The following is a 21,731-nucleotide window of genomic DNA, read 5'->3' as shown; positions in this document are numbered from 1 at the left end:
GTTCTGTTAAAAAGCTCATGTCGTGGTGTGCAGTAATAACATTATGCTCATATATCTTTGATTTTATTTAACTATAGTAGGAATGGCTGGCGAGATGACGATTGCAGGAAAGTGCGTGCTTGGGGATGACGCGAGGATGTTCGTGCCTGCCTGCTGGGTACAGCGGAGGCGGAAAGCCTGATGAAACGCAAGTGGTACGGTATTTCATACCACTTGCGATATCGCGTTAGGCTGTTTTGAACTGGTTGACGATGTCTTGCAGGCCGATTGCCAGTTCACTCAGATCGCGGCACGCTACGGCGGTCTGTCTGGAGCCCGTTGCTACCTCGCTTGAGAACTGGTTGATGTTTTCAACATTGCGGTGCAGCTCTTCGGTGACAGAACTTTGTTCGCTACAGGCACTGGCAATTTGAATGCTCATTTCGGCAATGCTGTCAGCCCGTTGTTCCAGATGCTGGATGGTGGTACCGGCATTTTGTGCCTGCTCAACACAGACCTGAATGATGCCGTTACTGTCGGTGGTTGCCGCGACCGCACTCTTAGAGCAGCTCTGCAGTTTGTTAATAATGGTGATGATCTCTTCGGTGGAAGATTGTGTGCGGCTGGCCAGGGTGCGGACTTCGTCTGCGACCACAGCAAAGCCACGGCCTTGCTCACCGGCCCGTGCGGCTTCAATGGCGGCATTCAGGGCCAGCAGGTTGGTTTGCTCAGCAATATCCTGAATGACATCGACGACAATGCTGATGTTCGATGCATCCTGCTCCAGCTCACTCACCATAGTGCCGACTGACTGAATTGCCGAAGAGGCTTGTTGGATCTGTTCAATACATGCCTGTACGACATCGAGACCTTGTTTGGCATCTTGTGATGCCCCGTTTGCTGAGGAAGAAGCCACTTCTGTATTGTTGGCGACGTCGTTGACCGTTGCCTGCATTTCATCCATAGCAGTGGCGACAAGGGTTAGCTGAGTTTGTTGTTCATCCATGCCGGTTGAGGTCTGCTCAGATATGGCACTGAGTTCTTCGGTAGCAGTACTGACTTGTGCGGTCATCGAAGCAATGTTGTCGACGATGCTGGTCAGGTTTGCCTGCATATCAATGCACGCGTCAGCAAGCACACCCAGTTCATCATTACCAATCTGCTCCCTTGGCAGTTGGTGAGTCAGATCGCCGGAGGCAATCTTAGACGCCATGTCGACCACATGGTTAAGTGGGGTACAAATCTGTTTAGTCAGATACATGCCAGCTAACAGCATCAAAATGAGCAGTGCAATGATTGCAACAACGCTGTATTTAAGTGCGTTATCAACCACAATATCTGCGCTTTGCATATCTTCTGCAATATAGGTTTGGTTAAGCTTCACCAAGGCTTGTATAGCATCGGAGAGTTTTGTAAATGTAGCAAAACCACCGAGTAGTTTTTCGTTCGCTTCATTTACATTGCCATTAAGAAGTAATTCTGAGTAGTTATTATTGAAGGCCCGGTACTCCTGCCATGCACTTTTTACGTTATTAAAAGCGTTACGGTCTCTCTGATCCCAGAGGCCGTTTTCATATTCATCCAGGTAGCCATCGATGATCTGCTCTGATTTGTCTAAGTCTGCTACCCAGCTTCGAAACTCGGGGTGATCGAGGTTAGTCAATAACGAAAACTCATTTTTTCTTAAATTACCCAGTTCAATTTGCGTATTGTAGACCAGTATGACACTTGGTACGGTGGTTTCTGAAAAAGTAATCAGTTTTTCTTCAATAAACCTCATCTGGGAAGTAGAGAATATTGAAAGCGCGATAACAGATACGGCAATAACAATAATTAGCGATCTGATTTTATTTCTGATGCTTAAATTGGATAAATTCATAGATTCATAACTTCGCTGAATGTCAGGGCGTTAACTCATCGGATGTTTTGGCCAAAAACAGCGGAGTCTATCTATTATAAAGAGAATTTTGTGTGATGGGTGTCACGGATAATTTTTGCGTGAGCAAAATTAAGTTTGCCTCTATTTAATTAATAAAAGTCTTTTTAAGATTAAGGGGTTGATTATATTTGATGGGAGATTGGTTTTGTTGTAAATCATTTATAATAAGACATTGCTAATGTACATTATATATGGTGTGTACATTAGCATGCTTATTTTTATGGAGTGCAAAAATAATTGTATTTATGAAGATAATTACATTTGTTTAGTGGTTGAATAATAGTTACTGAGGGGTGAGGTTTTAATTTAATGCTTCACATGATGTGGAATAACGATTCACTTTCCTTTATCGAGAATGGATGCGTATCTTATTAAACCGGCAGATGGCTGACGGGCGCTGCGAATCATAACCTCTACGGCAAAACGCCCCAAGAATCGGAGCGTTTGCAAACAGTTGAATGATGTTACCACTGAGCTTGTTTGAGCTTGTCCAACACGTCATGCATTGAGTGCATGATCGCGTGGCCAAAGCCCTTTATTTCTTCACACGGCGAGACCAAATCAGGGATCTGAAAAGTGATCATATCGGCAGCTACAGCAGCGCGTACGCCATTGTTTGAATCTTCAAAAGCCAGGCATTTGGTGGGTTCAATGTTCAACCGGCTGGCTGCCAGCAGATAGATTTCCGGGTCCGGCTTACCATGGGTGACTTCACACCCGGTGGTCAAATGATCAAAATAGTGCTTCAGCCCGGCCAGTTCGAGTTTTTTTTGTGCCACCTCGCTTGCTGTAGAGGTGGCGACTGCCATCGGGATGTTCTGTGATTTCAGCCATTCTAACAGTTCAACCACCCCTTGTTTGACCGGAATGGCCTGGTGCTTGACCACCGCGTCATAGCGAGTGCGCCATTCTGCCTGAAGACGGTCGAGATCGTCGCCATAGGCCTGACGGAAAATAGTTTCAATACCGGCTGAGTTACGGCCAATGATGGAAAGGTAAATCTCTTCATGGAAAGGCAGTGCCTGAACCTGGCACGCTTCTTTGAAGATACGCATACAAACGCGTTCGGTATCAAGAAGCAAACCATCCATGTCAAAAATAGCAGCTTGGTAATTCATGATGTTAACGGGAATACAACTGGGAAAAAGCCATTCTGACATAAGCTCAGGCATATTTCTTCAGTTTGTGTTTAATAATAATGTTGTCAAATAATGCTTCTTTCAGGCAATTACATGCATCCGCGGGGCATACTTGATTAAAATGGTTATTCAGTTAGTGAGAGGCTGAAGTCAGCTCTGATGGTGTTGGTCTTTCTGCAACAATTGACTCTATAACCCAGGGGAGCTTGCCTGCTGGCTGCGCCAGTGGTGTTTTTTTAGTAAGCTCCCCCCATTACAGTGAAAAAAGGGAGATTGGCAATGGTGAAGGCACGAGTGGCATTTGTCGGACTGGGCGTCATGGGATATCCAATGGCTGGATACTTGAGCAACGCGGGTTATGAAACCAAGGTGTACAACCGTACTCAAGAGAAAGCGCAAAAGTGGGCACAAGAGTACCAGGGCACCGTATGTGAAACCCCGAGTGAGGCAGCTGAGGGGTGCGATATGGTGTTTATGTGCGTCGGCAATGACGATGATGTGCGCAGCGTGGTATACGGCGAAGAGGGCATCTTGGTTGGGCTAAAAGCCGATGCGGTACTGGTGGATCACACTACAACGTCGGCAGAGCTGGCGATGGAACTGGCGCTGGCATGTAAGAAAATGGGCAATCATTTTGTTGATGCGCCTGTTTCAGGTGGCCAGGCAGGGGCAGAAAATGGCGTGTTGACCATCATGTGTGGTGGCGAACCAGACATTTATGCCCGGGTGTTACCGGTAATGGAAGCCTATGCCAAGCAAATTACCTTGTTGGGTGAAAATGGTCAGGGTCAGCGTTGTAAGATGGTCAATCAAATCTGTATCACTGGTATCTTGCAGGGTTTGAGTGAAGCGATTCTGCTGGCACAAAAATCCGGACTGGACATCGAGCAAGTGGTTGAGACGCTGAAACACGGTGCAGCCGGTTCGTGGCAGATGGAAAACCGGGCCAAGACAATGGCAGAGGATAAGTTTGATTTTGGTTTTGCTATTGACTGGATGCGCAAAGATCTGGGTTTTTGCCTGAGAGAAGCCGAGCGGGTGGGCCTGAGTCTGCCTCTGACTCAAAAAGTCGACCAGCAGTACGCCGATTTGCAGCGAGATGGCCTTGGCCGGATGGACACCTCGGTACTGATTAAGGCGGTCGCCAAACAGCAGTAAACGCGCCTCAGGCCTGTTGAAGGTGAAAGGTGTATCGGAGTTGCAATAGAAGAGGTGCTCTAGCACCTCTTTTGACATCGACGAAGCGGCTTAGCTGTATTGTGCTTCGATTTGCTCGGCTTTTTGCAGTGCCGGGTGCGAAGCCAACTGCTGCCCATAACGTTCAATGTTTGGGAACTGGCCTAGCATATTGAACTTGTGTAGTAACTCGGCGATGAAAGACATCATGATATCGGCACCAGTTAACCGCTCTTCGACCAGGTAGGTTTTGCCTTGCAATGCGTGTTCAAAGTAGCTGATCACGTTCAGCGCTTCTTTATCGGCATAACCTGCCAGAAACTGGGTGGGTTGCTCTTCTTTACTGATGAATATTTTCAGCAGCAGTGGCAAAATAGCTGAACTTTCTGCAAAGTGCATCCATTGTAAATATTGGGTATGGGCTTTGGTTCCACGCTGGGGAGCGAGTTTTCCGTCAGCATATTTTTCGATCAGGTATTCCGTCATTGCGCCTGATTCGATGATGAACTCACCATCGTCCTCCAGCAGCGGCGATTTACCCAGAGGATGGACACTCTTCAGTTCAGGTGGCGCCATAAACGTCATTTTATCGCGAACATAAGGTACAATTTCGTAGGGAACATTCAGCTCTTCCAGCAACCAGATGATGCGCTTAGAGCGAGATTGATTAAGGTGATGAAGTTTGATCATGGGGTGTCCTTTTCCTTACAGTGGTGAGTTAATCTGAATCACTAGTTTGCCGAAGTTTTTGCCTTCCAGCAGGCCGATGAAGGCTTGCGGGGCGTTTTCCAGCCCTTGTACTAAATGTTCACGATATTGAATTTTGCCTTCCGCCAGCCATTGGTGAATGTCCTGGGCAAACTCATCATAGCGGTGACCGTAGTCATCAAAAATGATGAAACCCTGCATCTTGATACGCTTGACCAGCAGTTGCCCCATCAGCTGCGGCATGCGGTCCGGGCCGTCGGGTAATGAGGTTGCATTGTATTGTGAAATTAACCCACACAGAGGAATACGGGCACCGGTATTAAGCAGGGGTAATACGGCATCAAAGACTTTACCACCGACGTTCTCAAAGTAGACGTCGATACCGTTGTTACAGGCATTTTTGAGTTGCTGGGCAAAGTCCTCTGCTTTGTGATCAATACAGGCGTCAAAGCCGAGTACTTCGGTGGCGTAACGGCACTTCTCTTCGCCTCCGGCAATACCCACCACGCGGCAGCCTTTGAGCTTGCCGATTTGTCCGACCGTGGCACCAACCGGGCCAGTCGCGGCCGCAACCACAATCGTTTCTCCCGGCTTAGGCTGACCGATATCAAGCAGGCCCATGTAAGCGGTGAAGCCCGGCATACCGGCAACGCCGAGAGCGTAGGATGGATGTTGCGGCTCTTTACCCAGTTTGATCACCATTTCTCCGTTAGAGATGGCATAGTCTTGCCAGCCGACGGTGTAGGCAAGCACCCATTCACCAGCTTGATAATCAGGATGGTGAGAGGCTTCGACCTGACAGACCGTGCCGCCAACCATGACGTCGTCAATCGCTACCGGCTCTGCATAAGATTCTGCATCACTCATCCGCCCGCGCATGTACGGATCCAGCGATAGATAAACCGTTCTTAGCAGCATTTCACCATCTCCGGGCACCGGCTTGGTGACTTCCTCCAAGCGAAAGTTGTCAGGGGTAGGAGCGCCATGCGGGCGGGAAGCTAATACGATTCTGCGATTGGTGGTATTTGTCATGAGTACCTCACTTATTATTAGACCAGTCGTCTAGTGTTGGTTGCAAAATATCCCGCCATCTAGGCGGGAGGGATTGTGTCAGCGCCTGTGAGCGAAGACGCCTGACGTAATATACCCAGGGCTGGTCCCCCGGTTTTGGTTTACCCGTTTTCTGCGCAGTTGCGTGTGCTTTGCAGCAGATGCTGGGTATAGAGCAGGCTCTGAGTTAAAGCGGCCTGATCCTGATACAGCTTGTTGAGCAAACTTGCCCCGTTCCACAGGTAATAAATTTGCCTTGCCAGCAATGCGCTGTTGCCGTCAGCGATGGAACCGTCCTGAATACCCACATCGATGCACTCGGCCAGTGCCCGGATGGTTTTATCGGCACCATGGCGCAGGGCATTGCGCATCGACTCGGACAAATCGGAGACTTCCGCACTCAGTTTGACAACCAGGCACTTATTGGCGTTACACACTTCATCTTCCACTTTAATTATGTCTTCAAAGTAGCTCATCAGGCGCTGGTAACCGTTAAGCGCATCGTTGTGGAAGCGCGCATCCAGACGCTGAAAATACTTTCTGAAGTAATCCTGAATTAGCGCCTCACCAAATTGCTCTTTGGACTTAAAGTAGTGGTAAAAAGAGCCTTTCGGCACCGCGGCGGTCTTTAGCAGCTCTGAAAGCCCAACACTGGTAAAACCCCGGGATACGATCAATTCGTAGCCGACGTCTAGAATGTGCTGGCGGGTGTCATTGGTTTTTGTATTCATGACCGCCACTATAAAGCCAATTAGACCAGTCGTCTAGTTTGCTGAGAAAAAAATTTAAGCGATGGTTAATAAGCGGGGGGAACGGTTTGGGTGGGTTTGGGCCAATAAAAAATCCCTCTCCGGGCGAGAGGGATTTTCAGCAAGCAAAGGTTAATAATAGATTAGCTATGAGCTACGCCTGTTTCTTCATACAGACGACGGCATGCGCGGCCATCACTGTGGAACAGGTGACAACGGTGGGCTGGAATACCGATTGACAGTTTATCACCAGCATTAACATCCAGAGTGTCTGGCTGACGGTAGATTACGTCGGCATCAGCGCTTTCCAGGTTGAGGTACGCTTGAGTTTCGTTACCCAGCTTCTCAACAATCATCACTTCGCCGTCAATAACCGCATCACCTTCAGATGGCTTAACCAGGTGCTCAGGACGGATACCCATTGACATACGATCACCGCGGTTAACCGTCGTGCCGTCCACTGGGATCCAGAAGCTGAAACCGTTGGAAAGCTGAACTTTCACGCGTTCCGCTTCAACTTCATCAATGAATACGCTCATAAAGTTCATTTTTGGCGAACCAATGAAACCAGCTACGAAACGGTTTTGTGGGTAGTGGTACAACTCAAGTGGACGACCAACCTGTGATACATGACCACCATCCAGAACCACAATTTTGTCTGCCATGGTCATCGCTTCTACCTGATCGTGGGTTACGTAGATCATGGTACAACCAAGTTGGCGCTGCAGCTTGGTAATCTGGGCGCGCATTTGTACACGCAGTGCCGCATCCAGGTTAGACAGTGGCTCATCCAGCAGAAATACGTTTGGCTGAGAAACAAGAGTACGACCAATTGCAACACGCTGACGTTGTCCGCCCGATAGTGCTTTAGGCTGACGTTCTAACAGGTGACCGAGCTGTAGAATTTCTGCGGCTTGTTCAACGCGTCTGTCGACTTCTGCTTTGTCTGCTTTAGCCAGTTTCAGGCCAAAAGACATGTTGTCGTATAGGTTTAAGTGCGGATACAGAGCGTATGACTGGAATACCATACCAACACCACGTTTGGATGGCTCAATATCATTCATGCGCTGGTCACCAATATACAAATCACCCGAAGTAATGTCTTCAAGACCTGCAATACAACGTAATAGTGTAGATTTACCGCAACCTGATGGGCCAACAAAGACAACAAATTCACCTTCGTTGATTTCCAGATCTACGTTTTTAGAAATCATTACGTCGTCGTACGCTTTACAAACATTTTTTAACGTGACACTCGCCATGTAGCTCGTCCTCGATCAAATTTTTATCATTCACCGCCCATCATTATATGAATTATGGTGCGGGCAGTAACAGTAGGAACCGGTAAGTTTATGGGATTGGTAAGAAAAACAGGGTAGCGCTTCTGAAGTTATCCTGAAGACGAAGCGCTACCCGCCATAGCCAAGTACGAGTTTCTCTCCCCCACATTATTCGTGGTGTCTCCCCCGTGAAATAATTACCACTAACAACACGAATAATGACATTCCACTCGTATGGCAATGTAAGCCAGCATATTGCTCCCGAAATAACAGGTACTGCTGGGAAAGGGTTCTTACCATCCGCTCTTGGATGAATGCAGTTTCTAAGATTGTGTTCAATACGACATCCTCCTAACCAAAATAATTGCAGGGGGAGTAGTCAGGGAGGAGTGGAAAAGGGGGAATAAATAACAACTTGGGCGGAAATCACATATTTGCCCGACCTAAAGTTGAAATCGATCACAGGAACGGTTTGTTTTGTGATTTGGGTCTCTAAGACTAAGCGATTGAGATCACGAAAATGGTTCATAATGGAGAGGGCGTAGTGGTTAGGAGGATGAGGCATATATGATTATTTCAGATGATATATGTCGAAATACGGCTGAACCTCCATGGAATAGCCCTACATCAAAATATAAAAAGGATACGAACATGAAAAAAGTAAGCGCTCTAGCACTGGGTACTCTTGTCGCTTTGGGTTCTTTAGGTGCTAATGCTGCCATCGAAGAAGGTCAACTTACTATCTGGATCAACGGGGACAAAGGTTACAACGGTCTGGCTGAAGTAGGTAAAAAATTTGAAGAAGACACTGGCATTAAAGTAACAGTAGCTCACCCAGATGGCCTACAAGATCGATTCCCTCAGACAGCGGCTACTGGTGACGGTCCTGATATCGTATTCTGGGCTCACGACCGTTTTGGCGGTTACGCAGAAGCAGGCCTACTTGCTGAGATCAAACCTTCTAAAGAAATCCAAGAAGGCATCGTTGATTTCGCATGGGATGCAGTACGTTACGATGGCAAGCTAATTGGTTACCCTGTAGCGGTTGAATCTCTGTCTCTTATCTACAACAAAGACTTGGTTCCAAACCCACCAAAAACTTGGGAAGAAGTTGCAGCACTTGATGCCAAACTGAAAAAAGAAGGCAAGTCTGCGATCATGTGGAACCTGAAAGAACCGTACTTCACATGGCCACTAATGGCTGCTGACGGCGGTTACGCGTTCAAGTACACTTCTGAAGGCTACGATATTAAAGACGCTGGTATTGCGAAAGAAGGCGTTAAAGACGCAATGAACTTCATCAAAGGCCTGGTTGACAAGAAAATCATCTCTCCAGACATGGACTACTCTGTTTCTGAGTCTGCATTCAACCAAGGTACTACTGCGATGACCATCAACGGTCCATGGTCTTGGGGTAACGTTGAGAAGTCTGGCATCAACTACGGTGTGACTACTCTGCCTAAGTTCCAGGGTCAATCTTCTAAGCCATTCGTTGGTGTCCTAACTGCTGGTATCAGCACTGCATCACCTAACCGTGACCTAGCGGTAGAGTTCATTGAGAACTACCTACTGACTAACGATGGTCTACGTATGGTTAACAACGACAAGCCACTAGGTGCGGTAGCTCTTAACTCGTTCCAGCGTGAACTAGACAGCGATGCTCGTATTGCAGCAACAATGGATAACGCGATGAACGGCGAAATCATGCCAAACATCCCTCAAATGAACGCATTCTGGGGTGCGGCTAAGAACGCTATCATCAACGTTGTTGACGGTCGTCAAACTGTAGATGCTGCTCTGGCAGATGCAGAAAAACAAATGACAAAATAATTCAGTAATACCTTTTAAGGAGGAGGCAACTCCTCCTTACTTTTCTATATTTATTCTATATCGCTAGCAGGTTCCCTATGCAGTCAGTTCAAGGTACAAATGCTATGACAGCACCAGACGCAAACCTTCCGAGCAGCAAAAAAGTGTTTATCAAGTGGGCACTATTAGGCTCAATCGGTATTTTAAACGGTTACGCTACCATTCTAATGTATTCTCGTGGTGAGATTGCGTTTGCACTGCTTACGCTCATTCTTACTGCATTGGCGTTGTATATCTTTGGTAGTAAAAAGACCTACGCCCACCGTTATATCTATCCGGGTATTGCCGGAATGATTCTGTTCATCCTTTTCCCATTGGCGTACACCGTTGGTTTGTCGTTTACCAACTACAGCGCGAAAAACCAACTCTCGCTGGAACGTGCCCAAACCGTCCTATTAGACAGAACCTATCAGAGTGGCGACAGCTACCCATTCACCCTTTATAAAACCGAACAAGGTCACCAGATCGTGGTTGAAAAAGGTGGTGAGCTGCTTGCTACGCCAAGTTTCCAGCTTGAAGGTTTGTCAGTCTCGGATCTTGATTTGACGCCAGTGACAGAGATCAGCGGTGAGAAAGAGCCAATCAAGACTATCGTGAAAAACCGTAGCGCGCTGAGCAGTGTCGATCTGCATTTGCCTAGTGGTGATGATATCCGCATGAGTGGCCTACGTAAGTTTGCTGCCGTGGTACCGCTATTCACGCTACAGGAAGATGGTCAGTCACTGTACAATAACCATACAGGCGAAACTCTGCTACCTAACATGGAAGTGGGTTACTACCAGCCAGTTGATGAAAGCGGCCAGTTTGTCGGTAATACTGTTTCACCAGGTTTCATTGTAACAACTGGTACACACAACTTTGAACGTGTATGGAAAGATGATGGTATCAAAGAGCCGTTCATCAGCATCTTCATCTGGACAGTTGTGTTTTCTGCACTGTCAGTATTGTTTACTCTGATTATCGGTCTGGTACTAGCGAGTGTGGTTCAGTGGGAAGAGCTGAAAGGTCGCTCTATCTACCGTTTGCTGCTTATCCTACCTTACGCCGTACCAGCGTTTATCTCTATCCTGATCTTCAAAGGTTTGTTTAACCAAAGCTTTGGTGAGATCAACATGTTGCTTGAAGGCTTGTTTGGTATCAGCCCAGCGTGGTTCTCTGACCCATTCATGGCAAAAAGCATGATCTTAATCGTGAACACCTGGCTAGGTTTCCCTTACATGATGATCCTGTGTATGGGTCTGCTAAAAGCGATTCCTGACGACTTGTATGAAGCTTCGGCAATTGATGGTGCGAACTTTGTCTCTAACTTTACCCGTATCACGCTGCCGATGATGATCAAGCCGTTAACACCGCTGCTGATTGCCAGCTTCGCGTTTAACTTCAACAACTTTGTACTGATTGCATTGTTGACAGGTGGTGGTCCGAACATGATCGGTACTTCAGAACCTGCGGGTTACACCGACTTATTGGTTAGCTACACATACCGTATCGCGTTTGAAGGTGCGGGCGGTCAGGACTTTGGTCTGGCAAGTGCGGTAGCAACGCTTATCTTCCTGTTGGTTGGCGCATTAGCACTTATCAACCTGCGTGTAACTAAAGTAGCTCAAGATTAAGGAGACATCACAATGGCAATGGTACAAGGTCAGTCATTAAAGTATCGTGTATGGGCTACGCACGCCGCAATGTGGGCGTTCTTAGCACTGATTATTTTCCCTTTATTAATGGTCATCGCTATCTCATTCCGTGAAGGTAACTTTGCAACGGGTAGCCTGATCCCAGACAACCCAACGCTGGACCACTGGAAGCTGGCGTTAGGTATTGCAGTGACCAATGCTGATGGCACGGTGACACCACCTCCATTCCCGGTTATGACCTGGTTGTGGAACTCGGTTAAGGTTGGCGGCATTTCTTCTATCATGATTGTGGCGCTGTCTACTACATCGGCTTATGCATTTGCGCGTATGAAGTTCAAAGGCAAGAACACCATCCTGCAAGCGATGATGATCTTCCAAATGTTCCCGGCAGTATTGGCTTTGGTGGCATTGTACGCGCTGTTTGACAAGCTTGGACAATACATCCCGTTCCTTGGCCTGAACACGCATGGTGGTTTGATCTTTGCCTACCTTGGCGGTATCGCACTGCACGTGTGGACCATCAAAGGTTACTTCGAGAGCATTGATTCGTCACTGGAAGAGGCGGCGGCACTGGACGGTGCAACACCATGGCAAGCGTTCCGCCTGGTACTGCTACCACTATCTGTGCCAATCCTAGCAGTAGTGTTCATCTTGTCATTCATTATGGTGATCGGTGAAGTTCCGGTAGCATCGTTACTGCTTTCTGATGTAGACTCATACACTCTAGCGGTTGGTATGCAGCAATATCTATACCCTCAGAACTACCTGTGGGGTGACTTTGCCGCAGCAGCAGTACTTTCTGCAGTGCCAATCACAGTAGTATTCTTGCTGGCACAGCGCTGGTTAGTTGGTGGACTGACAGCCGGTGGTGTGAAAGGTTAATCTTAGTGGGTCGCTAAGAGATTAAGAATAAAAAGAATAAGGGCGACCGTTTGGTCGCCCTTCTATTTGCTTCGATATTACGTTTTTGGTTTGGCCGCCGATCAGTAATATCAGCAATATTGGCGTTACGCATAGCTGGCTGTTAGCTTTGTTCCTTACTAAAATCACTAACAGTTTTTGTAACCATAGCCTGAGCTTGACTCAGGCTTTTTGTTATCAGTAACTTAGGAAAACTGCCTTGGCAAATAGACTAGCGGTTTTAGACAGGAGTACACAACCGGATCAAAAGGCCGTGCGTATCACTTCACACATTTAGTTGTGCGGCGGCAGGCCATCGCATGAGGAAAGCGTCGGTGCAGTGAGTAAGAGGGACTGGCTTACAGCTCCCGGCTTGATGGGGCGCAACCAACATGTTGGAGCAGGGTATAAAGGCTTTCTTGCTGGAGCGCGACCCGGCGAAACAGATCGGCAAAGGTTGCATCACCGCCAAAACAAGTTTGAATATAACGGTTAATCTCTTCACTCGGGTAACCTTCGACGTACATTGTTCTCACCCACTGGTATTCGACGGCTTTGAGGTTAGTTAAGGTTTTTTCACTTAATGTGGTGCTGTTTGACTTCAAGTTATCCGCTCAATTACGCGTGTAGATCTTGCGGGAATTTAAGCAAAATTACGTGAAGGATTTATGACAACCTGTTGTTTGGGTTAAGTGAGGCATACCAAATATGACATCGCTTCACAAGTAAGGTGCATAAGGTGTAGTCAATGTTGGTTTATGGTTACTTCAGATACTTAACATGCGCTTCCATCTCGTCGCCAATTTGCTTACGCATGTTCATCAGCCGGATTGCCGATTGTTCCAGCACTTTATCTTCATCACTCTCAGGCTGCCACTTTGGTACTTCTGTTGGCTCGCCGTGCTCATCGACCGCCACCATGATCACGATGCAGTGGGTGGTCAGACGATTGTTTAGCTGTTTGGGATCGCAGGCCTGGACATCGATAGCGATATGCATGGAGGTCCGGCCGGTATAGATCACCTTGGCACTGACTTCAACCAGGTTGCCGACATGGATTGGCGCCACAAAACGAATTCCACCGGCGTATGCGGTGATGCAATATTTCCCGCTCCAGGCCGCAGAACAGGCATAGGCGGCCAAATCAATCCACTTCATTACCGCCCCACCGTGCACCTTGCCGCCAAAATTAACGTCACCAGGTTCAGCCAGAAAACGAAGGGTGATATCTCTTTGTCCACAGCTCATTGGTTGTTCCTTTGTTGGTTGATGTTTATTCAATGTACCACTCGAAAAGGTCATCGAAAATAGATCATTATTAGTCTTGTTATGGTGAGGTGAGCACTATTTACACTGTAATGGAAAGCTAAGTTGAGTAAAAGTTCTAATTGAATGATGTTTTATTGATTTAATAATCAAACACAAATCACACTTATGCAAAAAAATGCCTAATATCAGAAATGTCATTAATTCAATTGATTGAATATGGAGCGTGATAAAAATCTCAAGTTTGAGAATACCCTAAGAAAAGCCTCCCCTATTTGTAAGGTTTGAGTAAGGAATTGCATAAATGGAAGTGATGTCACAATATAATTTAAATTGCATTTTTATGCATATTTAGTGAATTTGTGTCTAATAAATGGCCGTTTGAATGGTAAGGGAATTTTACGTAACGTTTTGCACATTACTGACCAACTACCCTGGACGCAAATTTGATTCGTTTTGCCTTAGTCGCGTTTTGCCTATCGCTAGTAAGTTGTAATGTAGCCGCTCGAGCGGAGGAGTCTTTTCTCTACGTTTCGGGCTATGGAAACAATGAACATGAAGCGATTATCGATGCAAAAAAACAACTGGCGATGAACCTCTACAGCGAGGTCGAGGTTCGGGAAAAAACGCTGATCAGTAAAGAAGGTAATGCAACCCGTTCGTCGTACCAGCAAGAGGCGTCGCTGCGATCGCTACCGATAGAAGTCCAGGCGCTAGAACTGATTGATTCGTCTTGCCAACAAAATCAGTGTGAATACCGTTTCAGGGTTGATAGAGCATCATGGGCACAGAAGTTAACTCATGACATCAAAAGCGCCAATCAGGTCGCCACGCGGAAATTAAAGCACTTGCGTAACGAGTGGCGGGATCTGAAGCGCTACATGGAAGCCGATGAGGCTATGCGGAATAATCAGTCGCGTCTTATCGTGCTTGCGGCTTTAGACGCAGACGGAATAGGCGAGTATCAAACGGCTCAACGTGACCTGGAGTTGGCGATGGAGCAGGCCGGTCGTGACTTCTCCGTTTCCTTTACCTCATCACGAGATGCTTTTGCTAGCCAGCTACAGGGGTTATTGTCGGATACGTCGCTTGCGAGTACGCAGGGAGCTATCACGGTTTATATCAAAACGAGTTCCCAATCCGGCAAGAAAGGCCAGGAATTTATCACAAAGCAAAACGTGTACTTCAAAGTTTTTGATACGGCTTCGCCTAGCGTTGTCGTGAGTCAAAAGGTGATGACAGAGCTTGGTATGTCATCCACCAGTTCTGCTGCAGCAAAGCGCATTGCTCAGCAAAAAATAATTAAAAATCTAACTAATGAGTCTATCTATTCAGTATTGAATTAAAGGATACAAGCATGTTCAAAAAAACCGTCATGGCTAGTCTATTCATTTCTGCTCTGGCAGGTTGTTCCTCTATTCCAGGTATGGAATCTGCAACCGTGGACCGTAACGAAATGAGCAACCAATTAACTCAAACTTGTGCCGAATTGGGCACGGAATATACGCCGGTTTCCTACGCTGTCGATAAAGTGTCACAAGTGATGGTGTCAATTCAGGAGCGCCAGTGTGCCGTGTTCCTGGACTACCGTACGCTCGCGGATAAACACGCCGATGTGGCTGGCTTCCTTGCGGTGAATGCGGACAAAACGGATGAAGAATTGCTGGCCGCAATGAATGAGTTCGACAAAGATAAACCGGAAAGCAAGAAGATTCGCCCTCAGGTAGAGGCTTACAAAGCGGCGTCTGATTCAATCTTCGATCAAAACCTTGAGCTGGCAAAAGACCTAACGCTTCAGGCTGGAGAAATTGCGCTGATCGCTTCTAACAATGCTGCTGCAATCGGTCAGGAAACAGTACTGAAAGGCTTAAGCAACGCACTTTCTTTCGCTTCCAGTGACTCAGATGCAGAAGGTGAAGCAGAAGAGGTACCGGTAGTTGAAGCCTACCACGAGCTGAAAGCGCGTTCGGTACTGGCATATGACGCTAACGATATGATTTCTCTGGACCAAAACACGATTGAGCAGCTAGAGAACCTGGACAAAGTTTTAGAAGAGAAAGTTAAGTCATAATGAAATATTCAAAGATCGCCATTTTAGTCACTGCCGGTCTTGTTTTGGCTGGGTGTAACAGCACACCCAGCCAACAAACCTACGCAGTAGAAAGTAATGCCGGAAACTCATCGCTGATCATTGGTAAATCGGCGTTTGATTTTACCAATAGTGATATTGAAGTACCGGCTTATTTCAACACTCAGGGGCTTCAGTTCTGCTCTTATGAAGCCAATGAAAAAGACAGCCGCTGCCCGTTGGCTAAAAAGACCATCCGCCTGTACTTTGGTGATGTGAAGACCGACGTCAGTGAAAATCTGCAAGGTAAGTCTGCCGACGTTTTCAATGCGATGCACAGCAGCATTGGTAAATTTGAGACCAAAGCGCTGGAAAATACCCTGGAAAACCAGTTTGCCGGCGTTAATCGTTTTCGCATCCTGACCCGCGATACTCAGTCGGTGAATGCTGCGATGGAAGAGATTCTGGCAGATGAGGGCGCCGTTAACGTTGCGAAGAAGATGGATGGACGTCAGAAGCTTTCCACTGATTACATCATGAAGGTGGATGTGTTGAAAACCGGTGACATGTTATTCGGTTCGACCCAATCACTGTTTCAAACCTCGATGGAAATGACAACAGGGGTGATCGACCCATACACACGTGAAAAGCTGAGCTACCCGAATATCGGCAAAATCCGCGTGTCTAACTTTGATGTACGTGACAAAGAAAGCTACACAACAGTGATCGCCAACGGCGATTATTACCGTGGCTTTAATTACACCAGCAGTAAAGACGTAGACTCTGTGATGAACGAAATGGCATCGCGTGGCTTTGACATCATGTTGACCCGTTTGCTGAAAGAAATGCCGGCAACCGCTCAGGTAATGGGGATCAAAGGTGACCGTATTTCTCTGGATCGCGGCCAGAATGCCGGGGTATTGCCTAACGAGACCATGGTGGTATTTGAGTACAGCGCAGGTTTTGTCGAGCCGATTGGTGTCGCTACCGTCAATCCAAGCCAGCAAAGTGCTCAGGGTAAAATTGTACGTTGGAAAGACAGCAAACTGGCAGACCAGGTACGCGATGAAGCTGAGCAAGGCATCTACCGACCAGATCGTCAGCGTCGAATTTTTGCAGTCAGTGTTGGCGTACCAATGGAATTCATGAAGGAACGCAGCACATGGGCACAAAAGGGTTAAACTCTGGTTTTGTCCTGAGTAGCCTCCTCATTGCCACGTCAGTTTCAGCATTGGAACTTGATAAGAGCCAGTCGACACTGGCTCTTACTGAGCAGGGATGCGCTTATGGTCGCGGTGCTTTGGCCATTGAGGCGGCCAAAGCGGATGCGCTCAATAACTTACGTTTATTCCTCAACGGACAAGTTTCTGTTTCTCTGTCCAGTGATGACTCGGAACTGTTCAATGAGCAGTTTAACCAAACCGCTCGTGACGTCCTGGTGACTGGCATAGAGAAAGGGACGGTTGCAGCGGATTTTGGCCAGCCGGAACTGATGGGGGATGACACCTGTCTGACGGTACGCCTGATGCCACCTCAGAATAACGGATCGAGCAGCGACGATGACATTATGTGGGATTCGGAAGCGACGGTCTCGGTGGTTGTGATTGGTGAAGGCACACCGGACAACAAACGCGGTTTGAGTGCGCGTCAGGCGGCGGAGCAAGACGCATTCCGTCGTGCCATTAGCCAGGTTCTCGGCGTAATGGTTAAGTCGGGTTACTTGCAGCAGTCCTACTCCAGTATGTCTGCAACCTCGATGAGTGATGATTTTGATCTTCATGAAGTGGCTGTCCAGTCACTTTCGATGCAGTCACAGGGCATGATCACCGGTTGGAACGAAATTTCCAGCCAAACCAAAGCTAACGGCGTTCTGGTGGTGACATTAGACGTATCGGTTGAGCGTCAGAAAGTTGAAGAGAGAATCACTCAGCTTATCAAAACGTTGGGGCAACCGGCAGTTTATGTCGATGCACACTTACCCGTCGTGCGCTCTACCTTTACCCGTTCTCTGGCACAAATGGGATTTGATTTGTCTCTCACTCCGGAGCAGGCAACGGTTATTCTACAGGTCGATGAGCGAGAGAAGGTCACTCCTTCAGGACTGCAGCTTGCGCTTTCAGCGAAAATGCTTGACCGCTCCGGCAACCAGTATGCTCATTGGCAGAATGATCCGACGCTGATGACGTTGCCAAATAAAGACGGAATGCTTAATGAACTCGCTGCTGTACACCTTGCTTCTGAGGGTAACAAGCGAGCGCTGACCCAGGCTCTGCACAATGCAGTCCAGAAAATGGCGATGCGTGGCGGCCCGGTACGGGAAGTGATATTCACCCCTTCAGCGGCAGGCAAGCAAGGCCAGCTGTATACGCTTTTAAGTGCGATTAATGGGGTGTCTGACATTAAAATTGAAAGCCGTTCAGGCAAAGTGGTCGTGAAATTGCGTTCACTTAATAATGCCAATGATCTGGCCCAGTTCATTGAACCCACTTTACGCATTCATCAGCCTAACTATCAGTCCAAATTACGTGTTTTGAATGACTATCAAATCAACGTACTTTAAGACCTTTATAGGATTACTATGTTTAAAAAAACACTTCTTTCATTGGCGCTGGCCAGTTTATGCACAACTGCGTACGCCAATGTAGACTTTGACCTTAACGATTTGGTGCCTGCCACCGATGCCTCGTCTGAAACTCAAGCGATTGACACGGCTGATGTAAAAGAAGTAGGTGACCTTGTGGTTGCAGAGGATCCAAAAGCCGCTGTTTTGGTTGCACACCAAAGCCTGATCGAGGATGAAGGTGATGGCGTTAAAATGATCGCAGTAGGCTCAGGGATCGGTATTTTGTCCACGGGTTCAGGTAGCTACGAAACGTATGAAAACCGCAACGCGACATTGCTGTCAAAGCGTGGTGCCTACATGAAGGCGTTCCAGATCGCTAAAAAGCAGCTGGTAGAAAACATGGAAGGCATGAGCAACATGTGTGCGACTGCGGTAAATGAAACCATGGATGTCATTGACACGGCGACAGAGAGTGCTGCGAACACTACCAGCATGATGAGTGATAACTGTGCGGAGTCGGTTAAAGGCGCACTGGCAGGTTATGTTACTTTTGACGTGTTTGATGATCCAAGCGAGAACTTAGTGCGTGTAAGTCTGATCTCGACACCGAAAACGCGTGAGCAGACCAAGCGTAAAGTGGGGGCATTAACCCAAACGACAGAACCTAATGCCATCTTCAAGCAAATCATTGCCGATCTACAGGCAGGTGTGATGCCGCCGGTTGGGGCGAAAGTCATCACCAACCCAGATACCGGTGAATCGTTCGTGCTTGGTTTTGGTTCTTCGATCATCCGCGATAACAAAAACAAAAGCGTAAAACGCAAGTTGCTTGGCATGTCGAAATCACAAGCGCAAGCCAAAGCCCGTAACGGTCTTATCGCTGTGATGCAGGGCGAGCAGGTGTACTGGGAAGGTGGTTTTACCGAGAACCAACTTGAGAAAAATGAACAGTTTGAGTACCCGCCAGAGAGCATCAATCCGGCAGATGCGGAGGTTTTGGCGGAAGATAAGCACACCTTTATGAATAACATCAAGAGTGCGGATTCCTACAAATCGTTCGCGGCCGGTAAAGTGCCTGCTGGGGTCTCGGTGAAAACGTTTAAGAGCAGCGATGGTGACTGGATGTTGGCCGTGGCAGTGTATGCTCCATCATTGGAGGCTGCAGCAAAACAGGCCGCAGCAGAAAATAAGAAGCGGGTGCGTGAAGGGCAAAATGCCAGCTCGAATCATAAGATCTCGACAACCGGCGGTCTGACCGATGGCAACAACAATACTCAGGGGCCATCAGGCCAAGTGAGTAATGCCAATGATCTGTAACCACAGATTCACGTTGTTACTGGCGGGCCTGATAGGCCTGCCAGTTTTCGCTTCAGAACCTCAAACCTGGGCCTTCAACGGTACCGAATACACGGTAACGGAACAAGGCGCGCAGACTTCAGTGAGCGTCACACGTGAGAGTGAACTGACAAAAACGCAGATGAAAGCGTTGTGCCGTAAAGGTTTGGGTTTAGGTTTACGTAAGTATTACGAAGATCAGTTGATCGAGCGCGCGATCATCAAGCAACGCTTCGCCACCTGGCCTTTTGCCAATCTGACTTATGAGTTGAGCGATATCCAGTTCTCACGATTAGACAATACCCAGGCGGCGTGTTCCGCAACCCTTAAAGATACGGGATATAAAACCAACCTGCAGATTACTGCTTTGAACTATGCGATTGCTTATTACTCGACCGAGCGTTTCGGGCAAATTAAGCCGGTATTACCGCTGCTTATCCAGGCACCGGAAGTGGCGATGGACGCCGCAGGGCTCGTGACGCTATTGCTTTCGCAAAGCGACCAGGAGAAAGCCGCGCATTATTACCAGCAGTACGTCGATGTTTCTGCCCTTAAACGCGATGAAGTCAAAATGTGGTTGGCAAAATGGCAATATGACTCGGGGCAGTTCGCAGAGAGTCTGGCGATTACTCAAGCTTGTTCGAGTCATGCCTGTGAGCGACTGGCGTTAGATATTGAAGACAAATTGTTTGAGCAACAAGCAGAAAGTGCCGGGGACTTGTCCTCTTACTTCTGATCTTACACATAACGGTGGCTAGGTTTATGAAATTGAAATATTACTCATTAGCAGTGGCGTTGAACTTGTTGGTAGCCCTGCCAAGCCAGGCTAATGATCCATTCTCTGAGCTGGATAAAGAGATAGAACAGCTCTCGGTCGATGACAGCGCTGAGTTTGAGCAATGGTATACCAATCAGATCAAAGAGTTTAACCAGTGGCAGCAGGCCTACTTGGCGGATTGGGACAAAAAGCAACAGGCTTCGATCAAGAAATGGGGGGACGCCAAAATCCCGTCGCCTGATGTCATTGTGGTGTATGACGAACAACACGACGCCCGTACGGTGGTTGATCTAGATAAGGGTGAGATCACCGTAAGTTATCTTCCTTCGGACGAAGTAAAGTCCGCGAATCCGGAGCAAGAGGCGCAGATCGTTAACTCGGTGATTGAGAGTAATGCGCCACTGTGGCAAGAAGTCGGCTTGGTTACACCGCAGAAGGCGGCACCGCAAGCGGTTTATGTTGAAGAGATCAAAGTTGAAGCAAAAACTTTTGAGCAGGTAAAACAAGAGATTGAAGCCCAGACTGAACGTCAAATGAGCCAGCTGGATATGTTTGCTGAAAAACAGGCCGCAGTCATCAGTCCTTATAAGCAAGAGCAGATCATTGCCGAGCAGAAAGTGGCCATGCAAAAGCGTCAGGCTCAGCGTGTTGCGAAGGTTGAGAAACAGCTTAAGCTGCAACAAGCGACTTTCGAAACCAAACCACAACAAGTGGTGGCTTATACGGTAAAGATTCCGGAATCTGCACTCTCTGACCGAGCAAGCCAGTACCTGCCAACCGTTCAGAAAGAGAGCCTTAAACGCCAGCTGCAACCGTCGTTGGTTTTGGCCATTATGCATACCGAATCGCACTTTAATCCGCGGGCTAAGTCTCACGTTCCGGCTTACGGCCTGATGCAGATTGTTCCCACTACCGCTGGTCACGACGTCAACAAGCTTTATCGAGGCAAAGACAAGCCCATGAAAGTGAATGACCTGTATGATCCAACCGTCAATATTGAAACTGGAGCGGCTTACCTTAAGATTCTGCAAAGTCGTTACCTCAAGGGAATTAAAGATCCGCAAAGTGCGACTTACAGTGTGATCGCGGCTTACAACACCGGCTCTGGTAACGTGGCCAAAGCATTTGGTGAAAAGAGCGTATCAAGTGCAGTGAAAAAAATAAATTCGATGAGCTCAGAACAAGTTTATCAACATCTGATCAGAAACTTACCCTACAAAGAGACTCGCAATTACCTCAAGAAGGTCAACGATAGAATGAAAACCTATCATGCGCAGTCAAATTCAATCATATAAAAG

At 47.6% G+C, this 21,731-nt stretch carries 19 protein-coding genes; 11 read left to right on the top strand and 8 right to left on the bottom strand.

All coding sequences use genetic code 11. From position 1 onward, the window contains the following. Window positions 1-226: 226 nt before the first annotated feature. Together P2G85_RS04180 and P2G85_RS04175 are read right to left on the bottom strand one after the other, a co-directional pair. Window positions 227-1,858, bottom strand: a complete 1,632-nt coding sequence (locus P2G85_RS04180) for a methyl-accepting chemotaxis protein (protein ID WP_275862865.1) — start codon at window positions 1,856-1,858, stop codon at window positions 227-229. A gap of 524 nt (window positions 1,859-2,382) precedes the next feature. Next, a complete protein-coding gene (locus P2G85_RS04175) occupies window positions 2,383-3,036 on the bottom strand; it encodes an HAD family phosphatase (protein ID WP_275863068.1) in 654 nt (217 codons plus the stop codon). Between the two features lie 300 nt (window positions 3,037-3,336). Here P2G85_RS04175 and P2G85_RS04170 point away from each other — a divergent pair, with 300 nt between their 5' ends. Continuing rightward, window positions 3,337-4,215 (top strand): NAD(P)-dependent oxidoreductase, encoded by an 879-nt coding sequence (locus tag P2G85_RS04170; RefSeq protein WP_275862864.1) that lies wholly within the window; start codon window positions 3,337-3,339, stop codon window positions 4,213-4,215. Window positions 4,216-4,305: 90 nt separating this feature from the next. On the opposite strand, the gene P2G85_RS04165 is transcribed toward P2G85_RS04170, so the two are convergent. The 4 genes from P2G85_RS04165 to malK form a co-directional block, all read right to left on the bottom strand. Further along, window positions 4,306-4,923, bottom strand: coding sequence for a glutathione S-transferase (locus P2G85_RS04165; protein ID WP_275862863.1), 618 nt, complete (start codon window positions 4,921-4,923; stop codon window positions 4,306-4,308). A gap of 15 nt (window positions 4,924-4,938) precedes the next feature. Further along, window positions 4,939-5,973: an NADP-dependent oxidoreductase gene (locus tag P2G85_RS04160; RefSeq protein WP_275862862.1), complete on the bottom strand. Its 1,035-nt coding sequence runs from the start codon at window positions 5,971-5,973 to the stop codon at window positions 4,939-4,941. Between the two features lie 140 nt (window positions 5,974-6,113). After that, window positions 6,114-6,722, bottom strand: coding sequence for a TetR/AcrR family transcriptional regulator (locus P2G85_RS04155; protein WP_275862861.1), 609 nt, complete (start codon window positions 6,720-6,722; stop codon window positions 6,114-6,116). A gap of 161 nt (window positions 6,723-6,883) precedes the next feature. Further along, the gene (gene malK / locus P2G85_RS04150; RefSeq protein WP_275862860.1) at window positions 6,884-8,002 is read right to left on the bottom strand and encodes a maltose/maltodextrin ABC transporter ATP-binding protein MalK; all 1,119 of its coding nucleotides are present in this window, start codon (window positions 8,000-8,002) and stop codon (window positions 6,884-6,886) included. Between the two features lie 669 nt (window positions 8,003-8,671). On the opposite strand from malK, the gene malE reads away from it, so the two are divergent. The 3 genes from malE (at window position 8,672) to malG (ending at window position 12,405) form a co-directional block, all read left to right on the top strand. Beyond that, the gene (malE, locus tag P2G85_RS04145; protein WP_275862859.1) at window positions 8,672-9,850 is read left to right on the top strand and encodes a maltose/maltodextrin ABC transporter substrate-binding protein MalE; all 1,179 of its coding nucleotides are present in this window, start codon (window positions 8,672-8,674) and stop codon (window positions 9,848-9,850) included. A 77-nt stretch (window positions 9,851-9,927) separates the two neighbouring features. Continuing rightward, window positions 9,928-11,502 (top strand): maltose ABC transporter permease MalF, encoded by a 1,575-nt coding sequence (gene malF, locus P2G85_RS04140; RefSeq protein ID WP_275862858.1) that lies wholly within the window; start codon window positions 9,928-9,930, stop codon window positions 11,500-11,502. A gap of 12 nt (window positions 11,503-11,514) precedes the next feature. Next, window positions 11,515-12,405, top strand: a complete 891-nt coding sequence (gene malG / locus P2G85_RS04135) for a maltose ABC transporter permease MalG (protein WP_275862857.1) — start codon at window positions 11,515-11,517, stop codon at window positions 12,403-12,405. Window positions 12,406-12,782: 377 nt separating this feature from the next. Here malG and P2G85_RS04130 read toward each other — a convergent pair whose 3' ends face one another. Then, window positions 12,783-13,028 carry a hypothetical protein gene (locus P2G85_RS04130; RefSeq protein ID WP_275862856.1) on the bottom strand — a complete coding sequence of 82 codons (246 nt, stop codon included), beginning with the start codon at window positions 13,026-13,028 and terminating at the stop codon, window positions 12,783-12,785. 157 nt (window positions 13,029-13,185) lie between these two features. Next, window positions 13,186-13,671 (bottom strand): acyl-CoA thioesterase, encoded by a 486-nt coding sequence (locus P2G85_RS04125; RefSeq protein ID WP_275862855.1) that lies wholly within the window; start codon window positions 13,669-13,671, stop codon window positions 13,186-13,188. A gap of 464 nt (window positions 13,672-14,135) precedes the next feature. Here P2G85_RS04125 and P2G85_RS04120 point away from each other — a divergent pair, with 464 nt between their 5' ends. Genes P2G85_RS04120 through P2G85_RS04090 form a run of 7 tightly spaced genes read left to right on the top strand, consistent with a single transcriptional unit; the run spans window position 14,136 to window position 21,728 of the window. After that, window positions 14,136-15,035 carry a hypothetical protein gene (locus P2G85_RS04120; RefSeq protein ID WP_275862854.1) on the top strand — a complete coding sequence of 300 codons (900 nt, stop codon included), beginning with the start codon at window positions 14,136-14,138 and terminating at the stop codon, window positions 15,033-15,035. 11 nt (window positions 15,036-15,046) lie between these two features. Then, complete coding sequence (locus P2G85_RS04115) at window positions 15,047-15,760, top strand: hypothetical protein (RefSeq protein WP_275862853.1); 714 nt, start codon at window positions 15,047-15,049, stop codon at window positions 15,758-15,760. Beyond that, on the top strand, window positions 15,760-16,938 hold the full coding sequence (locus tag P2G85_RS04110) for a hypothetical protein (RefSeq protein ID WP_275862852.1): 1,179 nt from the start codon (window positions 15,760-15,762) through the stop codon (window positions 16,936-16,938). The genes P2G85_RS04115 and P2G85_RS04110 overlap by 1 nt, the downstream gene beginning before the upstream one ends. Beyond that, window positions 16,920-18,317 carry a hypothetical protein gene (locus tag P2G85_RS04105; protein ID WP_275862851.1) on the top strand — a complete coding sequence of 466 codons (1,398 nt, stop codon included), beginning with the start codon at window positions 16,920-16,922 and terminating at the stop codon, window positions 18,315-18,317. The genes P2G85_RS04110 and P2G85_RS04105 overlap by 19 nt, the downstream gene beginning before the upstream one ends. An 18-nt stretch (window positions 18,318-18,335) precedes the next feature. Then, complete coding sequence (locus P2G85_RS04100; RefSeq protein ID WP_275862850.1) at window positions 18,336-19,637, top strand: hypothetical protein; 1,302 nt, start codon at window positions 18,336-18,338, stop codon at window positions 19,635-19,637. After that, the gene (locus P2G85_RS04095) at window positions 19,627-20,391 is read left to right on the top strand and encodes a hypothetical protein (protein WP_275862849.1); all 765 of its coding nucleotides are present in this window, start codon (window positions 19,627-19,629) and stop codon (window positions 20,389-20,391) included. The genes P2G85_RS04100 and P2G85_RS04095 overlap by 11 nt, the downstream gene beginning before the upstream one ends. A 26-nt stretch (window positions 20,392-20,417) precedes the next feature. Next, the gene (locus tag P2G85_RS04090; RefSeq protein WP_275862848.1) at window positions 20,418-21,728 is read left to right on the top strand and encodes a transglycosylase SLT domain-containing protein; all 1,311 of its coding nucleotides are present in this window, start codon (window positions 20,418-20,420) and stop codon (window positions 21,726-21,728) included. Window positions 21,729-21,731 lie beyond the last annotated feature (3 nt).

The sequence above is a fragment of the Vibrio sp. CAU 1672 genome (assembly GCF_029223195.1).
Taxonomy (GTDB): Bacteria; Pseudomonadota; Gammaproteobacteria; order Enterobacterales; family Vibrionaceae; genus Vibrio.
This window is presented reverse-complemented; position numbering and strand designations above follow the sequence as displayed.

What these genes read in the sequence shown, in the direction of transcription:
- P2G85_RS04180 (WP_275862865.1), bottom strand. Translation starts at nt 1,858, where the DNA reads ATGAATTTATCCAATTTAAGCATCAGAAATAAAATCAGATCGCTAATT.
- P2G85_RS04175 (WP_275863068.1), bottom strand. Translation starts at nt 3,036, where the DNA reads ATGAATTACCAAGCTGCTATTTTTGACATGGATGGTTTGCTTCTTGAT.
- P2G85_RS04170 (WP_275862864.1), top strand. Translation starts at nt 3,337, where the DNA reads ATGGTGAAGGCACGAGTGGCATTTGTCGGACTGGGCGTCATGGGATAT.
- P2G85_RS04165 (WP_275862863.1), bottom strand. Translation starts at nt 4,923, where the DNA reads ATGATCAAACTTCATCACCTTAATCAATCTCGCTCTAAGCGCATCATC.
- P2G85_RS04160 (WP_275862862.1), bottom strand. Translation starts at nt 5,973, where the DNA reads ATGACAAATACCACCAATCGCAGAATCGTATTAGCTTCCCGCCCGCAT.
- P2G85_RS04155 (WP_275862861.1), bottom strand. Translation starts at nt 6,722, where the DNA reads ATGAATACAAAAACCAATGACACCCGCCAGCACATTCTAGACGTCGGC.
- malK (WP_275862860.1), bottom strand. Translation starts at nt 8,002, where the DNA reads ATGGCGAGTGTCACGTTAAAAAATGTTTGTAAAGCGTACGACGACGTA.
- malE (WP_275862859.1), top strand. Translation starts at nt 8,672, where the DNA reads ATGAAAAAAGTAAGCGCTCTAGCACTGGGTACTCTTGTCGCTTTGGGT.
- malF (WP_275862858.1), top strand. Translation starts at nt 9,928, where the DNA reads ATGCAGTCAGTTCAAGGTACAAATGCTATGACAGCACCAGACGCAAAC.
- malG (WP_275862857.1), top strand. Translation starts at nt 11,515, where the DNA reads ATGGCAATGGTACAAGGTCAGTCATTAAAGTATCGTGTATGGGCTACG.
- P2G85_RS04125 (WP_275862855.1), bottom strand. Translation starts at nt 13,671, where the DNA reads ATGAGCTGTGGACAAAGAGATATCACCCTTCGTTTTCTGGCTGAACCT.
- P2G85_RS04115 (WP_275862853.1), top strand. Translation starts at nt 15,047, where the DNA reads ATGTTCAAAAAAACCGTCATGGCTAGTCTATTCATTTCTGCTCTGGCA.
- P2G85_RS04110 (WP_275862852.1), top strand. Translation starts at nt 15,760, where the DNA reads ATGAAATATTCAAAGATCGCCATTTTAGTCACTGCCGGTCTTGTTTTG.
- P2G85_RS04105 (WP_275862851.1), top strand. Translation starts at nt 16,920, where the DNA reads ATGGGCACAAAAGGGTTAAACTCTGGTTTTGTCCTGAGTAGCCTCCTC.
- P2G85_RS04100 (WP_275862850.1), top strand. Translation starts at nt 18,336, where the DNA reads ATGTTTAAAAAAACACTTCTTTCATTGGCGCTGGCCAGTTTATGCACA.
- P2G85_RS04095 (WP_275862849.1), top strand. Translation starts at nt 19,627, where the DNA reads ATGATCTGTAACCACAGATTCACGTTGTTACTGGCGGGCCTGATAGGC.
- P2G85_RS04090 (WP_275862848.1), top strand. Translation starts at nt 20,418, where the DNA reads ATGAAATTGAAATATTACTCATTAGCAGTGGCGTTGAACTTGTTGGTA.